The organism is Enterococcus sp. B2E4 (assembly GCF_030499455.1).
In the GTDB taxonomy this organism is placed as follows: domain Bacteria; phylum Bacillota; class Bacilli; order Lactobacillales; family Enterococcaceae; genus Enterococcus_D; species Enterococcus_D casseliflavus.
Genome location: NZ_JAUKPK010000006.1, coordinates 58,512 through 75,817, shown reverse-complemented (window position 1 = coordinate 75,817; position 17,306 = coordinate 58,512). Strand labels below are relative to the sequence as shown.

The 17,306-nt window shown below is 40.9% G+C and carries 13 protein-coding genes; 5 read left to right on the top strand and 8 right to left on the bottom strand.

Annotated elements, in window-relative coordinates:
- Positions 1-335: 335 nt before the first annotated feature.
- The 4 genes from Q1X33_RS06915 to lepA form a co-directional block, all read right to left on the bottom strand.
- Positions 336-2,369: a glycosyl hydrolase 115 family protein gene (locus Q1X33_RS06915; protein WP_367652788.1), complete on the bottom strand. Its 2,034-nt coding sequence runs from the start codon at positions 2,367-2,369 to the stop codon at positions 336-338.
- A 497-nt stretch (positions 2,370-2,866) separates the two neighbouring features.
- Positions 2,867-3,118 carry a hypothetical protein gene (locus Q1X33_RS06910; protein ID WP_015509648.1) on the bottom strand — a complete coding sequence of 84 codons (252 nt, stop codon included), beginning with the start codon at positions 3,116-3,118 and terminating at the stop codon, positions 2,867-2,869.
- Positions 3,119-3,389: 271 nt separating this feature from the next.
- Entirely contained in the window at positions 3,390-4,340 is a 951-nt protein-coding gene (locus Q1X33_RS06905) for a zinc-binding dehydrogenase (protein WP_034868556.1), read from the bottom strand.
- A gap of 180 nt (positions 4,341-4,520) precedes the next feature.
- Positions 4,521-6,356, bottom strand: a complete 1,836-nt coding sequence (gene lepA, locus Q1X33_RS06900) for a translation elongation factor 4 (protein WP_005226023.1) — start codon at positions 6,354-6,356, stop codon at positions 4,521-4,523.
- Positions 6,357-6,501: 145 nt separating this feature from the next.
- On the opposite strand from lepA, the gene Q1X33_RS06895 reads away from it, so the two are divergent.
- From Q1X33_RS06895 to Q1X33_RS06880, 4 genes are all read left to right on the top strand, one after another.
- On the top strand, positions 6,502-7,716 hold the full coding sequence (locus tag Q1X33_RS06895; protein ID WP_301969598.1) for an enhanced intracellular survival protein Eis: 1,215 nt from the start codon (positions 6,502-6,504) through the stop codon (positions 7,714-7,716).
- Positions 7,717-7,767: 51 nt separating this feature from the next.
- Positions 7,768-8,253 carry a nucleoside 2-deoxyribosyltransferase gene (locus tag Q1X33_RS06890; protein WP_005226021.1) on the top strand — a complete coding sequence of 162 codons (486 nt, stop codon included), beginning with the start codon at positions 7,768-7,770 and terminating at the stop codon, positions 8,251-8,253.
- The gene (locus Q1X33_RS06885; protein ID WP_005226020.1) at positions 8,254-8,919 is read left to right on the top strand and encodes a hypothetical protein; all 666 of its coding nucleotides are present in this window, start codon (positions 8,254-8,256) and stop codon (positions 8,917-8,919) included.
- A 276-nt stretch (positions 8,920-9,195) separates the two neighbouring features.
- Positions 9,196-9,381: a hypothetical protein gene (locus tag Q1X33_RS06880; protein WP_005226019.1), complete on the top strand. Its 186-nt coding sequence runs from the start codon at positions 9,196-9,198 to the stop codon at positions 9,379-9,381.
- Between the two features lie 61 nt (positions 9,382-9,442).
- Here the strand turns inward: Q1X33_RS06880 and lepB are convergent, their stop codons facing one another.
- The 4 genes from lepB to clpB all read right to left on the bottom strand — a co-directional run bounded on the left by lepB (position 9,443) and on the right by clpB (position 15,441).
- Positions 9,443-10,012, bottom strand: coding sequence for a signal peptidase I (lepB, locus tag Q1X33_RS06875; protein ID WP_005226018.1), 570 nt, complete (start codon positions 10,010-10,012; stop codon positions 9,443-9,445).
- A gap of 166 nt (positions 10,013-10,178) precedes the next feature.
- Complete coding sequence (locus tag Q1X33_RS06870; protein ID WP_005226017.1) at positions 10,179-11,132, bottom strand: ABC transporter ATP-binding protein; 954 nt, start codon at positions 11,130-11,132, stop codon at positions 10,179-10,181.
- Positions 11,129-12,670 carry an ABC transporter permease/substrate-binding protein gene (locus Q1X33_RS06865; RefSeq protein ID WP_005226016.1) on the bottom strand — a complete coding sequence of 514 codons (1,542 nt, stop codon included), beginning with the start codon at positions 12,668-12,670 and terminating at the stop codon, positions 11,129-11,131. Before Q1X33_RS06865 ends, Q1X33_RS06870 begins: the two co-directional genes overlap by 4 nt.
- A gap of 167 nt (positions 12,671-12,837) precedes the next feature.
- On the bottom strand, positions 12,838-15,441 hold the full coding sequence (clpB, locus tag Q1X33_RS06860; protein WP_005226015.1) for an ATP-dependent chaperone ClpB: 2,604 nt from the start codon (positions 15,439-15,441) through the stop codon (positions 12,838-12,840).
- Between the two features lie 309 nt (positions 15,442-15,750).
- On the opposite strand from clpB, the gene Q1X33_RS06855 reads away from it, so the two are divergent.
- Positions 15,751-17,277 carry an ABC-F family ATP-binding cassette domain-containing protein gene (locus tag Q1X33_RS06855; protein ID WP_010748209.1) on the top strand — a complete coding sequence of 509 codons (1,527 nt, stop codon included), beginning with the start codon at positions 15,751-15,753 and terminating at the stop codon, positions 17,275-17,277.
- The last annotated feature ends 29 nt before the right edge of the window (positions 17,278-17,306 follow it).

The window sequence follows — 17,306 nt, the reverse complement described above, 5'->3', positions numbered from 1 at the left end:
CATTACATAAAAGCCCATAAAACATTCACTTTGCAAGATATATTTTCGTTTTTATGATTATATATAAATAAACATTAACTTTTTTTGCTATTGTAGTCAATCGATTTTCTACACAAAAACTTCCTAACTCTGTAGGCTAGGAAGTTGTCTTAAACCGTTTATAAATATATGACTTGAAATTTTCTCAAAAAGATGCTCAAGAACAATTATTTTATGAAATTGGAAAGTTCGCTAAATCCGGGCCAAAATTGCATGGCTATATATCCATAGATAATGACTAAAATTATTAATAAAAAATGCAAGGATGTCTACTCGCATCTTTAAAAGTACTTATTTCAATACCTTAAGGCTACTCTGATTTTTCTTGCTAACTTTTCATCCGTCAACGCTTTTTTAGTATTTGAAAGCAACATAACTCTTGATTCAGTGGGATCCATAATATATTTTCTCTCCCACTGATCTTGATCTGGACCATCGCCAATGATGCGAATGTAAGATAACAGACTTTTGATCATCTCTTTTGTCAATGTTAGGTTGGTATAGCCATCATTTTCATAAAAATCATACCATGTATCACTAGGATTTTCCTTTAGTATTTGAATTAGTTGATGGATTTCTTCTAACGCATCGAAAACTTTTACAAATACAAAGACCATTTCTTCCCGATCAAGCATCTGATAAGCGTCTAACAAATGGAGCAGTGCTTTTAATGTTTTGCATTGAACGGCTACTGAGAGGTAAATATCATTAAAAAAGCGAGCATTTTGCGCACGTTTATCCTGAAGGGATGATGTAATCTGCTGGCATCTCAGCAATAGATTCTCCCAGGCTGCTATCTTTTCTCCTATCATAGAGAAAATTTCTGTGACTTGCTCCTTGATTTTCCGATCACCCGTCAACCATTCTATCCTCGGAATTTTTGTTTCTTGCTTGAGCCAAGATTGAATAATTTTTCGAATCAAATAACAGGCAAACTCGTCCCCAGCGGTTTGATCCTCATGTGTTCCATAGCGAATAATCGCTTCAAAGTAAGCTTCATAGACAGCTTGGATCTCTTCTTGCTGATTTTGATAATATTGTGTTACATGCTCTGAAATTATCTCTTGATTGGTTCGTAACTGATAATCTGCTCGCCAGAAATTCGCTATTTCTTGTAAGAACAAAATATGCGGTTTTATGTTGCCTGTATTGACTAAGACAAACTTATCCATCTTGACTTCTCTAACCGCCATTAACTCTCTAGAAACAAATTCTGGGCTATTAGGCAAGATCGTCAAGAAATTAGATGCTTGTAAATCATGAAAGGCAACGTGATAGTAGATTCCTCTTGATTGATTTGGTTTTGATGTGTTTGTTAACACCTCATCTCGTGGATCGTGATTTTCTTGTCTACGAGAAACCATTTTGCCATAACCATTATCCGCCCAAATCTCAATCACATCATCTGGAAGCTCAAGTAAGCCAAGATTAAATAATTCCGTCATCTCCCCATAAATGTTCACTGAACATACTGCATGAGGATCGATTTCTTTAACCATATGGTATTGCAGATGGACGACTTCGTTGATCACTGCTGCTTTTTCCACTGCTAACCACTGTCGATCAAGATCTTCTACCCAAAAAGGACAATCCCCTTGTCCGCGAAAACCAAGTGTGTAGATAACCTTGGTACCTTTTTGCTCGTGTATGGCTTTTTTCCATAATTCCTGAAACAACGCAAAATGTTCCTCGTATGAAGCCTTCAAACCAGGATACCTTCTAGCAAACATCTCAGCGCCTAGTGGCTCGGCATGATGATGTGTATAAATCAACCCCATCGCTTGCGCACTTTCTCGATTTCTATGACTGTTCTTATCTGTTCCAGGGATGATGACATTTCCGCCTAAACGTAACAATGTTTCATAAATACGTTCCCATACATATTCATTTGAACCATTATCTTCCCATTGATCCAGCAGCAACTCATCATTAACGAACCAGCCCCGATAGTCCGTTGCAAAATCAGGCAATGTTAAGTCAAAACCTGTCCATTCAATAAATGGTTTTTTTATTGGGTGAATCTCCATGAAATACCAAAAGGGTTGAACACCTAAAATTTTATGAGAGATTTCAAGAACCCCATACATTAATCCTAACGGTGTTTCAGCACACACTTTTACTTTATCTGGCGATACGAAAAGTATATGAAAAGCATCCGTTTCATTTTTTTCATCAAGTAAAACCAATTCAATTTTATTTGCCTTCCTCGTGTCTGTCACAACGGTTAAAATGTCACGCTGCAAGATCTTGCAAGCATGTCCAATCACTTCATTTTTCAACTGTTTTGACGTGACAGAAGTATTTTTCGAAATGAAAAATGTTGTTTCCATGTAATCACCCGTTTCATCTATATAGTTTATTATTTTATCTTCAATAAAGAACTTTCTACTATGTTGTAATAGACAATCGAATTGCTTATCAGCCATAAACCTCTCGTCACTATTTTGTGCAAAGATGTTTTTCAAATGGTCTAAACGTTTTGTTAACTATTTACTATGATACCGCTCATAAATTTAGAATAAGCGAAAAGCTTGTCGAAAAAAATAGAGAAAGTCGATGAAAAAAACGAAAAAACAGACTTTCTTTATTTTTGGATTTTTCCCCGTCCCCCTTTAACTAATGTTTTATCTTGTCATTGTAGAACATGATCTTCCATGCCTATTCAGCTTGGGGTGGTTAATCCTATGTACAGCAAATAAGCCCAAACTCATAAGAGCATGGGCTTATTGAGATCATTGTCAATTCTAAATCTTCAATTGAAATCTGGCTTTTATCAATTCAGATTTCAATTGCTGAATAATGGTGACAATTTCTTATTATTCTTCAATTACATATACTTCTCAACTTCATCAATTTCTTTTTGTAGTGCTTTTTCATCGTACTTTTCATACTTACCGGCTTCGTGTGCGATCTTTTTGATTTCATGAATCGCTTTTTTCTCAACGATCCATTTCTTCATACTATGTTTTTTTGCGTCTGCATCTAGTGTGTCTAATTCCGCTAAATTCTCATCTAACTTATCAAGAACCTCTGCAATCTTTACCAATGCTTTTGCTTCCTTTTCTTCATAGTTTGTCATAGATATCACTCCTTAAGTATTTGATATATTTATCTTACTGCTGTAATTAAATATTTTCAAATTAAATGTACTGTTTATCACAAAGTTTTATCTTATTCTCACTGAAGAAATAGAAAACATTAGATTCTTGCAATATTCTATTCATTTTACATTTATTTTTATCCTTAAAGATATATCATAAGAGAACTATCGATTATATAAAAAATGCCTTAGTGAAACATCAAACATTCGGTGTATCGTTTGCAATAAAAACATCTAGTTTTTTACCTTCTTATGGTTGCAGCAGAATTTTACCGATACTTTTTCCAGATTCTAAATAATCATGGGCAGCTTTTCCGTCAGCTAATGAAAAAATGGTTGGTTGACTGATTTTCATTTGATCCTTGCTAAAGTAGTCAAACAATCGAGAGCTTCTTCTCTCCCGCTCTTGAAAACTTGTCAAGTAATCCCAGAGATCCCCTGTCAAAATACTTTTTGATTTAGATAGCAAGGGAATAAAGTCGATCGCTGGCGGATTTCCGCCGGCCATGCCAAAAAAGACAACCTTCCCTCTATTTTTGAGCAAGTCGACACTTTCGGCTAATGTATGCCCAATGCCATCATAAACGGTATCAAAGAAAGAAGTGTAGGTATCTTGCCATTTTGTATTTCTTAAAAAGACTTGTTTTGCGCCTTGGTCTAAAGCCAGTTGTCGCTTTTCTTCCGTAGAAGTGACGCCATACACTTCTAGACCATCTGCGGTTAATAATTGCGATAAAATTTGTCCGACGCCACCACTTATCCCATGGACGAAGACCTTACTATGATTCACATTATTGCCAAGATCATGAGCTAAAAAATCAGCTGTCAACCCTTGCAGTCCAATACTGGCTGCTAATTTAGGTGGTATACCTGATGGAATACGTATGGCATTTTCCTCAGGGACAGCCACCAATTCTGCATTGGCAAAAGGAACATCCACAAAAAGAATCGTTTCCCCTAGCTGAAACTTGGAGACAGATGTTCCTTTTTGAATAATCCTCCCTACCCCTTCATAGCCATTAATAAGAGGCTCTCGGGATTCAATATGATAGGTGCCCTTTCTCCGATAAATATCAGCATAATTCAACCCAATATACACCATTTCTACCAATAGCTCATTTTCATGAATGATGGGATCCGGCAAATCCCCATATGTTAAAACAGTTGAATCACCGAATTCATTAAAATACAACGCCTTCATGCGCAAATCATCTCCGATCTTCAATCTATCAAAAGCCACGCATCAATCGATTGAAACTATCTACTAAACAACCGACGAATGTCCCTTCGGTCATTTTATATTTTTCCTTTTATTAAAAAAAGCACCTTCTCTCGAAGGTACTTTCATTTTATTCCTCTTACTGACATCCGTCAAAACAGATTATTTCTTCGGTTCGTCCTCATCCATCTTCAGAACTGCCATGAAGGCTTCTTGCGGTACTTCGACGGAGCCGATTTGTTTCATCCGCTTCTTCCCTTCTTTTTGTTTCTCTAGGAGTTTGCGTTTTCGAGAAACGTCACCGCCGTAACATTTCGCCAATACGTTTTTACGCAAGGCTTTGATGTCGGAACGCGCAACGATTTTTTGTCCGATGGCTGCTTGGATCGGTACTTCAAATTGTTGTCGTGGGATCAGTTTTTTCAGTTTTTCAACGATGGCTTTACCGCGTTCATACGCAAAGTCACGGTGAACGATAAAGCTTAACGCATCGACTTTTTCAGTATTCAGCAAGATGTCCATCTTCACTAGCTTGCTAGTTCGGTAACCAGACATTTCATAATCGAGTGATGCGTAGCCTTTGGTGCTGGATTTCAATTTATCAAAGAAATCAAAGACGATTTCCGATAGTGGGATCTCATAAACGACGTTTACACGATAATCATCCAAGTAATCCATCGTGACAAAGTCTCCCCGTTTGCGTTGGGACAATTCCATTACAGCACCGACGTAATCATTAGGCACCATGATTTGTGCTTTGACGTAAGGTTCTTGTACGTTTTCGATCGTGACTGGTTCAGGAAATTCTGCCGGGTTATCAACGACGACCATTGAGCCATCTGTCTTGTTGACATGATAGATTACGGATGGTGCAGTCGTAATCAACTCAAGGTTAAATTCACGTTCTAGCCGTTCTTGCACGACATCCATGTGTAATAGGCCTAAGAAGCCACAACGGAACCCAAATCCTAATGCTTGAGAGGTTTCTGGTTCAAATTGCAATGCTGCATCATTCAATTGTAATTTTTCCAATGCTTCTCGAAGGTCGTTGTAGCGTGAAGTATCGATTGGGTACAATCCGCAATAAACCATCGGATTCATTTGACGATAACCAGCTAAGGCTTCTTCTGCTGGATTGTTGGCTAACGTCACCGTATCCCCGACTTGGGTATCTTTAACGGTCTTGATGGCAGCAGTGATATACCCAACATCGCCCACCATCAACGCATCTCGTTGAATGGCTTTTGGTGAAAAGACACCAACTTCCGTAACATCAAAGGTCTTGCCATTGCTCATCATTTTGATTTTATCTCCAGGTTTGACCATCCCGTCCATGATGCGGACGTTTAAGACCACCCCACGATAGGAATCGTACACGGAGTCAAAGATCAACGCTTTTAGCGGTGCTTCAATATCACCTGCTGGAGCTGGGACATACTCAACAATTTGTTCCAAAATGTCTTCGATCCCAATACCTGCTTTGGCACTTGCTAAAACAGCTTCACTGGCATCGATACCGATCACATCTTCGATCTCTGTTCGTACTCGCTCAGGATCGGCAGCTGGCAAGTCTATTTTATTAATGACTGGTAGAATCTCTAAATCATTGTCTAACGCCAAGTAGACGTTTGCCAATGTCTGTGCTTCGATCCCTTGAGCTGCATCAACGACGAGCACGGCGCCTTCACAAGCAGCCAAACTGCGGGAAACTTCATAGGTGAAATCGACGTGCCCTGGGGTGTCGATCAAATGGAAGATGTAGGTTTCGCCGTCTTTGGCGGTATAGTTAAGTTCCACGGCATTTAATTTGATTGTGATTCCTCGTTCACGTTCAAGATCCATGGAGTCTAATAGCTGGTTTTGCATTTCTCGTGACGTCACCGTATGGGTTTGTTCCAAAATACGGTCCGCCAGTGTTGATTTCCCATGGTCGATATGGGCGATAATGGAGAAATTACGAATCTTCTCCTGTCGTTTTTTCATTTCTTCTATGTTCATGGATACGTTCCTCATTTCTTTTAGTCAGCTTTTCTATTATACCAACGAAACGCCAATAGATAAAGTATTTTTCTTAACCGTTATTTAGACATATTCATTCAGGTTTTGCTATACTAGAGCTAGCAAATAAATTGGAGTTGAAAGAATGGACAATAATTTTCATCAAAATCTACATATTCGAGCGGTGGAAGAAAAAGACGTTGATCAGTTCAACGAACTGTTAAGCTATGTTTTTCAGATCACTGAATCGGATATTGAAGAAAGCGGCTATGAGAGCAAACGGGAAATGATCAAATCTAAGCGCCCGATCTTAGAGCTTTCCAAAGTCTTTGGCTGGTTCAATGAAGACAAGTTGATCTCGCAAATCGCCGTTTATCCTTGTGAAGTCAATATACACGGCAAATTGATCAAAATGGGCGGAGTGACCGGTGTTGGGACCTACCCTGAGTATGCCGGGCATGGCCTGATGAAAGACTTGATCAAGCTTGCCTTAGAAACGATGCGGGAAGATCAGCAATGGATCTCCTACCTTTACCCTTATAATGTGCCCTACTATCGTCGCAAAGGCTGGGAGATTATGTCCGACAAGCTGACCTTTAAAATTCGTGATACCCAGCTTCCGAAAACCAAAGAAGTCCCTGGGATCGTAGAGCGCAAAGAAGTGGATGACCCTGATGTCTTTACTGTCTACAACCAATTCTCCCGCGACAATCATGGTGCCTTGCAGCGGACCTCTTTTCACTGGGAAGAGTATTGGCGCTATGAAAATGAAGAAGAGCGCACCGCGGCTGTTTATTACAATGCCAGTGGTCATCCGACTGGTGTACTTTTTTATTGGGTAGCCGAAGAAGTCTTCCATGTAAAGGAAATGTTCTACTTGAATCAAGAAGCCCGCAATGGTCTTTGGAATTTTATCTCTGCCCATTTCTCAATGGTTTATTGGGTCAAAGGAGACATATATTCAAACGAACCCCTGTCCTTCTACTTGGACGATAGCCAAATCAAAGAAACCATCGAGGCTTATTACATGGCGCGGATCGTCGATGTTGAACAGTTTTTGAAAAACTTCCCATTTGAAGCCTTCCAAACACCCTTTCACTTTGTTGTTTCCGACCCAGTTGCCGATTGGAACAACGGGATCTTCGGTGTCCAATACAATCACGGGGAGATCGTGGTTTCAAGAGAAGCCATCGGAAAAGCGGTCCAGCTGGATATTCAGACATTGTCTTGTCTGTTGATGAATTACCGCCGCCCAGCTTACTTAGAGCGTGTGGAACGGCTAAATACCGATTCAGAAACACTGGCATTACTGGAATCGATCATCCCTGATATGGAAGCCTATTTCAGCGATTATTTCTAAACAACGAATCAACAAAATGTACAACTATGAATGATTAAGGAGTGTTTTTGAATGAAACTATATTTTGCTGCTCCCCTGTTTGCTGCTAGTGACCTGCGCTACAACGCCGAACTTGTTGCGTCGATTCGTCAGCAGTATCCGCAGCTGGAGATTTATTTACCTCAAGAAAATGCCGCGATCAATGATAAATCCGCCTATGCGGATAGCAAAATGATCGCTTTGGCAGATACCGAAAAAGTGCTGAAAAGTGATTTAATGATCGCATTGCTGGATGGTTTGACCATCGATGCTGGGGTTGCCTCTGAGATCGGTGTCGCTTATGCTAAAGGCATTCCTGTTTTAGGGCTTTATACGGATAGTCGCCAACAAGGTGCCGACAATCAGCAAAAGCTGGCAGCATTACAAACCGTTGCGGAAAATCAGTTCCACTATGTCAATCTTTATACGGTGGGTTTGATCAAGCTAAACGGGGAAATTTACTCCTCTGAAGCAGCCCTTTTAGCTGGCTTAGCCGACTATCTTTCGGAGGACAACTAAATGGGGCAAAATTATCAGCGACTGCAAAAGGTATTCACTATTTTTGGTATTCTCGTGTTTTGTTTTTCTTTGTGGGAATTTTTCCGTGGTGTCTATCCGCAAACACAAGGATTGATTTTCCTCGCCCAAGCCTTGCTTGGGATTTTATTGATCTTCGTCCCAGAAATGAGTAAAAAGTTCTTGAAAATCCAGCTACCAAACGCCACCGTCTACTTTTATTGGTTTTTCTTGCTGATCTCTGTATTTATGGGGACGATCTTACATTTGATCGAAACCATTGCTTTCTGGGATAAAATTCTGCATGCGGTAAGTCCAATGGTCTTGACGGCTGTCGGCTATGGATTGATCTGTCTGCTACTAAAAGAAGTCAAAGTTTCAAACGTCTCTCCCTGGTTATTCTTACTGATGGGCTTTGCTTTTGCTGGCTTGTGTGGTATCTTCTGGGAGTTTTGGGAGTTTATCTGCGATTCTGTTGGTGGAATGAACCTCCAACGTTATGCAACCTTAGATGGTACTCCGTTTATCGGTCGTGAAGCATTGATGGATACGATGGGTGATTTACTGACCAACACGATTGGTGCTGCCTTAATGGGCGTTATCGCGTATGTGCAAGGTCGAGGCAAACCTGATTACTTTGAAAGTTATCGGATTAAAAAATTATCATAAACGACCTTTAAAAGCTTGTTGAAACCAGCGTTTTTCAACAAGCTTTTTTCTTTTGTTCTTTTATTCATAAAGAAAAATTTATAAAAATACTTAAATAACACATCTTATTTTTATAGATTCGCTGTCTATCAAGGTTTGACCTTTCTTACACTTCTCTATAAAACGATTACATCCACAAAAAAATTCCCTCGTTTAATCATTTTTATTTCCCCAAAAAACCATGGTCTGTTATAATTACATTATTCATTTGACGTTGCGTCAGTAAAGGAGAGGCTTATGGTTCTAACAGTGTTTTTTATTTTATGCTGCTTGATTTTTTCATCGATCACCTATGCGTTCTCTAAAGATGCTCGAAAATTTGTCCAACCTTTATCAATCAAAATTATTTTTATTGCATCAGCTATTATTGCGGTTTGGACAATGTTCTTTTCCATGGTTGCATTTGTCGCTTGGGTCATCTAAAAAACATTCTTGTCAGTTGCGATCGTTTTCGCTGCACTGGCAAGAATGTTTTTTCTTTTGATTAAAATAGTTTGATTTGATTCAATGGCCAAAAGCGCAGCAGCACTTTCCCTTCCATTTGATCTTCCGTTACAACCCCGAAACTGCGACTGTCTCTAGAGATCAAACGATTGTCTCCCATCACAAAATAGCTGCCTTCAGGCACCGTTTCTGAGAAATCTTCCGTAAACTGTTCCGCACCAGCGGCGATTTGCTGAAACATTTCGCGATAAGAATATTCGTCTTGTAATTGATCGTCTGCAAATTTCTCTTTAAACTCATCTAAATAGGGTTCTTCGTATACTTCTCCATTGATCGTTAGGACATCATCTTTCATCTCGATGGTATCACCGGGTAAACCAATCAACCGCTTGACAGCGATTTTACTTGGATCATCTGGTTCAACACATATCACGATGTCTTGTCGGTCATAGGAGGAGATTTTTGATGCAATCAAACGCTGTTTATCTGCCAACGTTGGGTCCATAGAATGGCCACTGACTTGAACTGGGGTCAGGACAAACAGACGGATGAGAACCACGGCGACGATAAAGAAAAGCAGTAACCAATTTTCTTTGAGGATTTTTACCATAGCTGCTCTTTCGCTCCTTTACTGCATCTTTTGTCATCGGCGAAAGCTTGTTCTGCCATTTTGACAAAAGATATCTTCCTCAATCTTACGTGGAATTTTTGCTTTGAGCAAGAGAAATCATCGATTTTAAAAAATTTATGATATTTCTCGTTGAGAAAAGAATCGTTTACGTTCGATCACGACTCAAGAAAGCAAACACATCTTTTCGACGTAGACTCCCTATCAGTTGGTGATTTTCTTCGATCACCAACGTCTCATGACTCGCAAATAAAGTATACAACTCATTTAATGGCGTAGATGCTGCAATTTTCGGGTCAGCTTGATTGATGTCATTGCTGAAAAAGTTCATCCGTATCAAATCTCCTGCTGTGACCAGTTTTGCTTCATCTTCCCCCGTTTCTTCAAAGAAGCTTTTCACAAAAGCGGTCTTCGGTTGTGAAACAATGACTTCTGGTGTATCGCATTGAACGATCTTCCCTTGATTCATCACAGCGATGCGCGTCCCTAATTTTACCGCTTCTTTCATGTTATGCGTGACAAAAATAATCGTCGTCCCAAGCTCTTGGTGCAGATCGAGGACTAGCTCCTGTAAAGAATTACGAGAAATTGGATCAAGGGCACTAAAGGGTTCGTCCATCAGAATGATTTCGGGATTGGCAGCTAACGCGCGCAAGATCCCGATCCGTTGCTGTTCTCCACCAGACAATTCTTTCGGCATTCGATGACGGTACTGCTCTGGGTCAAGTTTGACCTGTGTCAGCAAACGATCCACGGCTTCTGAGCGATCTTTTTTTGACCACCCTAACATCTCTGGGATCACTTCGATATTTTGTTTGACATCCATCGTCGGAAACAGAGCGATTTGTTGGAGAACATACCCCATTTGCCAACGCATCTTTTGAATATTGTATTCTTTGATGCGTTTTTCTTTGAAGTAAATATCACCATCTGTCGGTTCTGACAACGCGTTGATCATCTTCAAAGTCGTCGTTTTCCCACTCCCAGAAGGACCGACCAAAACAAAGATTTCTCCTTTATTGATACTCAGATCTAATTGATCGATCACTAGTTTTTGATCAAACTTTTTACTGACGTTTTTAAATTCAATAATTGGTGTCATTCTTGTCCCTCCTTAATTAATCCTTCATCTATCAGGAAGGTACGTGCAACTTCTGCTGGATTTTTTCCTTCGACATTGACCTGATAATTCATTTCACTCATTTGTTCTTCGGTGATTTTCCCTGCCAACTTTTCCAATGCACGGACGACTTCTGGATGTTCCTCGGCAAAGGCTTCTTTCATCAAAGGCGCTCCTTGATAAGGTGGAAATAGTTCCTGATCGTCTTCTAGAATAACTAAGCCATATTGACGCAATTCACTGTCCGTGGAATAGGCATCCAGTAGATTGATATCACCATTATTGATGGCTTGGTAACGCAATGCTGGTTCCATACTTTGGACACTTGGAAAATCTAGCCCATAAAGTTCTTGGATCCCCGCATATCCGTCCGTCCGATCAATGAATTCGAGAGTGAAGCCAGCTTTGATTTGATTTTCGATTTTCTTCAAATCAGAGATCGTGGTTAGTCCATTTTCCTCCGCAAATTCTTTTTTGACAGCCAACGCATAGGTATTTTGATACGCCATCGGCTGAAGCAAGGTCATCTCAAACTGATCCTTCAATAGATTGACTGCTTCGGTATAGGTTTCGTCGGAGTCAAGGTTTTGACTCGCAAGCTCTTCTGGTACCTCAACTAAGCTCTCCAACACGGTACCAGTAAACTCTGGATATATATCAACTTGACCATTGTCCAATGCGCTGAATAAGAAAGAGGTTTTTCCAAAATTTGGCTCTAGTTCAACTTGGGCATCAGGGTCTTCTTGTTCAATCAATTCTTTGTACATGTTGATCAAGATATCAGGTTCAGACCCTAGTTTCCCTGCGATCGTAATGGTTTTGGGAGCAAAAAATCCGCTTTGTGAGAAGGAAACCCCACCAATCAGCAAGATGATTGCTGCCAACGTGATCAAGGTATAGCGCGGTTTTAAATGTTGTAGGTAACGAATCAGAGTACTGAAAACAATCGCCAACAAGGCAGACCCGATCGCACCAATCAACGTTAACTCAGGCGCATTTCGATCGATCCCTAACAAAATAAAGGAACCTAACCCGCCAGCGCCAATCAAAGCGGCTAAGGTCGCTGTTCCGATGATCAAGACCAGCGCCGTGCGAATCCCAGAAATTATGACAGGCAAAGCAATCGGCAATTCGACTTTGATCAATCGGCGCATCCGAGACATACCAAATGCCGCAGCAGCTTCTTCGATTGATGGATCGATCTCCGAAAGGCCAATATAGGTATTTTGAAAGATCGGCAATAACGCATAAATAACCAATGCGATCAATGCAGGTGGCGTTCCGATCCCCACGAATGGGATCAATAAACCTAACAGTGCCAGTGATGGAATCGTCTGTAACACACTCGTTATTTGTAGGCCGACTTCCGCTGCCCGTTTATGATTAACCAGCCAAATAGCTAAAGGAACAGCAATAACGATCGCCACGAGCAGCGCAATGATCGACAATGACAAATGTTCAAAGACAGCTGTCAGCAATTCCCCTTTTCGCTCATTCAACGTTTCAAAAAAAGTATTCATCTTTTCATTCCTCTCCTACTCCATAAGAACAGTATAATCGAAGTGCGAATTTCCTCCAAACAACAAGCAAGGAGAACTTTTTTGTCTTATGTTGAGAGACAAAAAAACGATGGCTGCCAATGAAATGGCAACCATCGTTTTGTATTTATTCATTTGTTCTCTTTTTATTACTCGGTCATTGGCGTATTTTCAAAAACCAGCTGATCGTTCAATAATTCGATCGTGACTTGGGTCTTTGGTAAGACTCTGCCAGCAACGATTTCTTTTGCCAATGGGGTTTCGACTTCTCTTGTGATAAACCGACGGAGAGGTCGCGCACCATACGCTGGCTCATAAGCATTTTCAGCGATCCAGCGTTTGGCTTCTTCAGTGATCGTCAACAGTATATCTTGGACTTCCAGTCGTTGTGAAAGCTGTGCGATGATCTTGTCGACGATGCCTGTCACATCGCTTAGACTAAGCGGTGTGAATAAAATCGTATCGTCGATCCGATTTAAGAATTCTGGTTTGAAATGGCCTCTCAAGAGATTACGGACAGTTTCTGCGACAGTTTCTGGGATCGTCCCTTCTGCAGTCACGCCATCTAGCAAGACTTGAGAGCCGATGTTGCTAGTCATGATCAAGACGGTATTTTTGAAATCAACGACGCGTCCTTTTGAGTCTGTCAAACGGCCATCATCAAGCACTTGCAATAAGATATTGAAGACATCTGGATGGGCTTTTTCGATCTCATCCAATAAGACGATCGTGTATGGATTGCGTCGAACGGCTTCGGTCAATTGTCCGCCTTCTTCAAATCCAACATAGCCTGGAGGGGCACCGACCAAACGAGACACCGAATGTTTTTCCATATATTCGCTCATATCGATCCGAACCATATGCTCTTCAGAGTCAAAGAGGTTGACCGCTAACGCTTTCGCTAATTCGGTCTTACCGACGCCGGTCGGTCCTAAGAACAAGAAGGAACCTAATGGTCGATTTGGATCTTGCAGACCAGCTCGGGAACGAATGACTGCGTCACTGACGGCATCGACTGCCTCGTCTTGTCCGATCACTCGTTGATGCAAGGTCTCGTTTAATTTCAACAGTTTTTCTCGTTCGCCCTCCACTAATTTCGCAACAGGGATTCCTGTCAAACGGCCCACGACTAAGGCGATCTCATTTTCTGTCACTGACTCTTGAACCATCCGAATGCCTTCGTCTTGGTTTTTTTCTTCCAATTCAGCGAGTTCTTTTTCCAGTTGGGGAATCGTCCCATGACGAAGAACAGCTGCCCGTTCCAAATCATAGTTATTTTCAGCATCTTCCAACTCATGCTTGGCTTTATCGATCTCTGCCCGTTTATTGGAAACTGCATTGACTTCTTCTTTTTCCGTTTCCCACTGCATTTTCATGGTATTGACTTCTTCACGCAATTCCGCCAATTCTTCTTGTAAAATGCCTAAACGTTTTTTCGATGCATCATCAGATTCTTTTTTCAGTGCGGCTTCCTCGATCTCCAGTTGCATCAAACGTCGAGTGACCTGATCGAGCTCGGTAGGCATCGAATTCATTTCCACCCGAATCGTGGCACTTGCTTCGTCGATCAAATCGATGGCTTTGTCTGGTAAAAAGCGGTCCGTGATATACCGATCAGATAAGGTTGCAGCAGCAACAAGCGCATTGTCATGGATGTTGACGCCATGATGGATCTCGAACCGTTCTTTCAAGCCACGTAAAATCGAAATCGTATCTTGAACGGTTGGTTCCTGTACCAGCACTTTTTGGAAACGACGTTCCAAGGCTTTGTCCTTTTCCATGTATTGACGGTATTCATCAAGGGTCGTTGCGCCAATCGTATGCAATTCTCCCCGCGCCAGCATTGGTTTTAGTAAGTTTCCAGCATCCATGCTGCCTTCCGTCTTACCAGCACCTACAATATTGTGGATCTCATCAATAAAGAGAATGATCCGTCCATCGGCTTTTTTCACTTCTTGTAAGACGGCTTTCAAACGCTCTTCAAATTCACCTCGGAACTTGGCACCTGCGATCAAGGCACCCATATCCAGAGAAAAGATCGTTTTGTCTTTTAGGTTTTCTGGGACGTCTTTTCGCACGATCCGTTGAGCCAATCCTTCAACAATGGCTGTTTTACCAACCCCCGGTTCACCAATCAAAACGGGATTGTTTTTTGTTTTCCGAGAAAGGATGCGAATCACGTCGCGAATTTCTTCGTCTCGTCCGATAATGGGGTCCATTTTTCCGCTGCGGACTTGTTGGACCAAGTCAACGCCGTATTTTTCTAATGCTTTGTATTGTTCTTCTTGATTTTGTGAGGTCACACGATCCCCTCCTCTTAATGTTTCGATCGTTTGCTTGATTTCTTTAGCGGTGATTCCTTGTTTCTTTAAATACACCGTCAATGGATGATTTTTCAATTTCATCAACGCATAAAGGACGATTTCTGTGGAAAGATACTCGTCTTGAAATTCATTTTTTAATTGATCTGCCTCAGACAAAAGATGAAACAGATTTTGACTCATGGATTGACCATAACGAACATTTCCTCCTTCAACCGAAGGCAGTTCATCTAGTAGCTGGTCGACTTCCTTTTCAAATGCATCGACATCAAGGCCTGTATCCGTATAAAAATTGCGGCCGAATTGATTGGCTTGCAATAAAATCTTCCATAAATGCGGAATATCGATTTCTTGGTGGTGACGCGTCATGGCAATCTGCTGTGCTTCCGCGATGGCACTCTGTAATGTAGTCGTCATTTTTTCTGGGTTCATACTTTTCCCTCCCAAAATGGTAGTCAGAAAAATTAGTACACTGCAAGCAGCATCCTTTTTTCTACTCTTCTATTATACAATATTGGTCAGTAATGGTCAAAAGATTTCCCTCGAAGATCAAGATTTTTTTCAGTATTCTTTCATGAAAATTGACAGATTGGAAGCCGCAATGGTATGCTAGGTCCTGATTGGTCAGGAACAATCGATTTTCCTGATCCTTTTGATCGCTCTTTGGCGATAGTTATTCAGTAAGATTATCTACTTAGCTGTAACGTCTACTGTTTACAGCTTTTTTATATGGAGGAAACGATGTTAACATTAACGAATATTAGCCAACAATTTGGCGACAAATTGCTTTACGAAGATGTTTCCGTTCAAATCAACCGTGGGGAAAAAGTCGGGTTGATTGGACGGAACGGCGCTGGCAAAAGTACTTTAATCAAAATCATTACAGGAGAAATTCTCCCAGACGATGGCTTTGTTCAATTTCCGAAAAATTTGAAAATGGGCTATTTGGATCAATATGTCAATGTTGATGAAACGCAATCGATCCGTGATTTTTTGCGCTCTGCCTTTGCAGAAGACTTCGAAAAAGAACAACAGATCGCAGATCTTTATACTGCTTATGGCGAAAGTCTTGACGATAAGCTTTTAGAAAAAGCCGGCGAATTGCAAAATCAATTGGATCAAGGAAATTTCTACCAAATGGATACATTGATCGATGATTTAGCAGAAGGATTAGGTATTTCGGTTCTCGGCATGGATACCCCCCTTGCTTCCTTAAGTGGTGGTCAACGCTCAAAATTGATCTTAGCAAAAATGTTGCTAGAAAAACCCGACATGCTGATTTTAGATGAACCGACCAACCACTTAGATGATGAGCATATCAAATGGCTGGTTGAGTTTTTACAGGACTTTACTGGTACCTACTTAGTCGTTTCTCATGATCGTCAATTCTTGAATGAAATCACGACCCATATCATTGATATCGAATTTGGCAAGCTTTCTAAGTATACGGGGAATTTAGACAAAGCATTAAAGCTAAAAACGCTGCAAAATGAAAGTTATATGAAGCAATACGAAGCACAACAAGAGCATATCAAGAAAACCGAAAGCTATATCCGTAAATACAAAGCTGGTTCTCGTTCAACAATGGCAAAGAGTCGTGAAAAACAATTGGCAAAAATCGAACGTTTGACCCCACCCCAAGATGTCCCTAAACCGCATCTAGGATTTGATTTGGCACCGATCGTTACGACCTTGGCATTAGAGACGACCAATCTAGTGATCGGTTATGACCAAAAGCCTTTACTATCGCCAATCAACCTAACGATCCGCTATGGCGAAAAAATTGCGATTCGGGGATTTAATGGGATCGGTAAATCGACGTTGATCAAAACAATACTTGGTGTGATCCCTGCAATTGAAGGAACCGTTTCTTACCCACAGCATACAAAGTTTAATTACTTTTCTCAAGATCTTGACTGGGAGTATCCATTACAGACGCCTCTGCAATACCTCGAGGATCTTTTCCCAAAGGCAACCAACAAAGAATTGCGACGACAACTTTCTCGTGCGGGATTACCTAGCCAGCTTGCTCAAGAGGAATTGAAATTATTAAGTGGTGGCGAGCAGACAAAAGTGAAGTTAGCTGAAATGATGCTGATCAAAAGCAACTTTTTGATTCTTGATGAACCGACCAACCATATCGATCAAGACACGAAAAACAATTTGGAAGAAACCCTGGCAGCTTTTCCCGGAACCGTTCTGATCGTTTCCCATGAAGCTGAATTCTATGAATCCTTTGTTGATCGGATCATTGATTTGAAAGACTAAAAAAAACGCTTATCCTCTACTCGAAGATA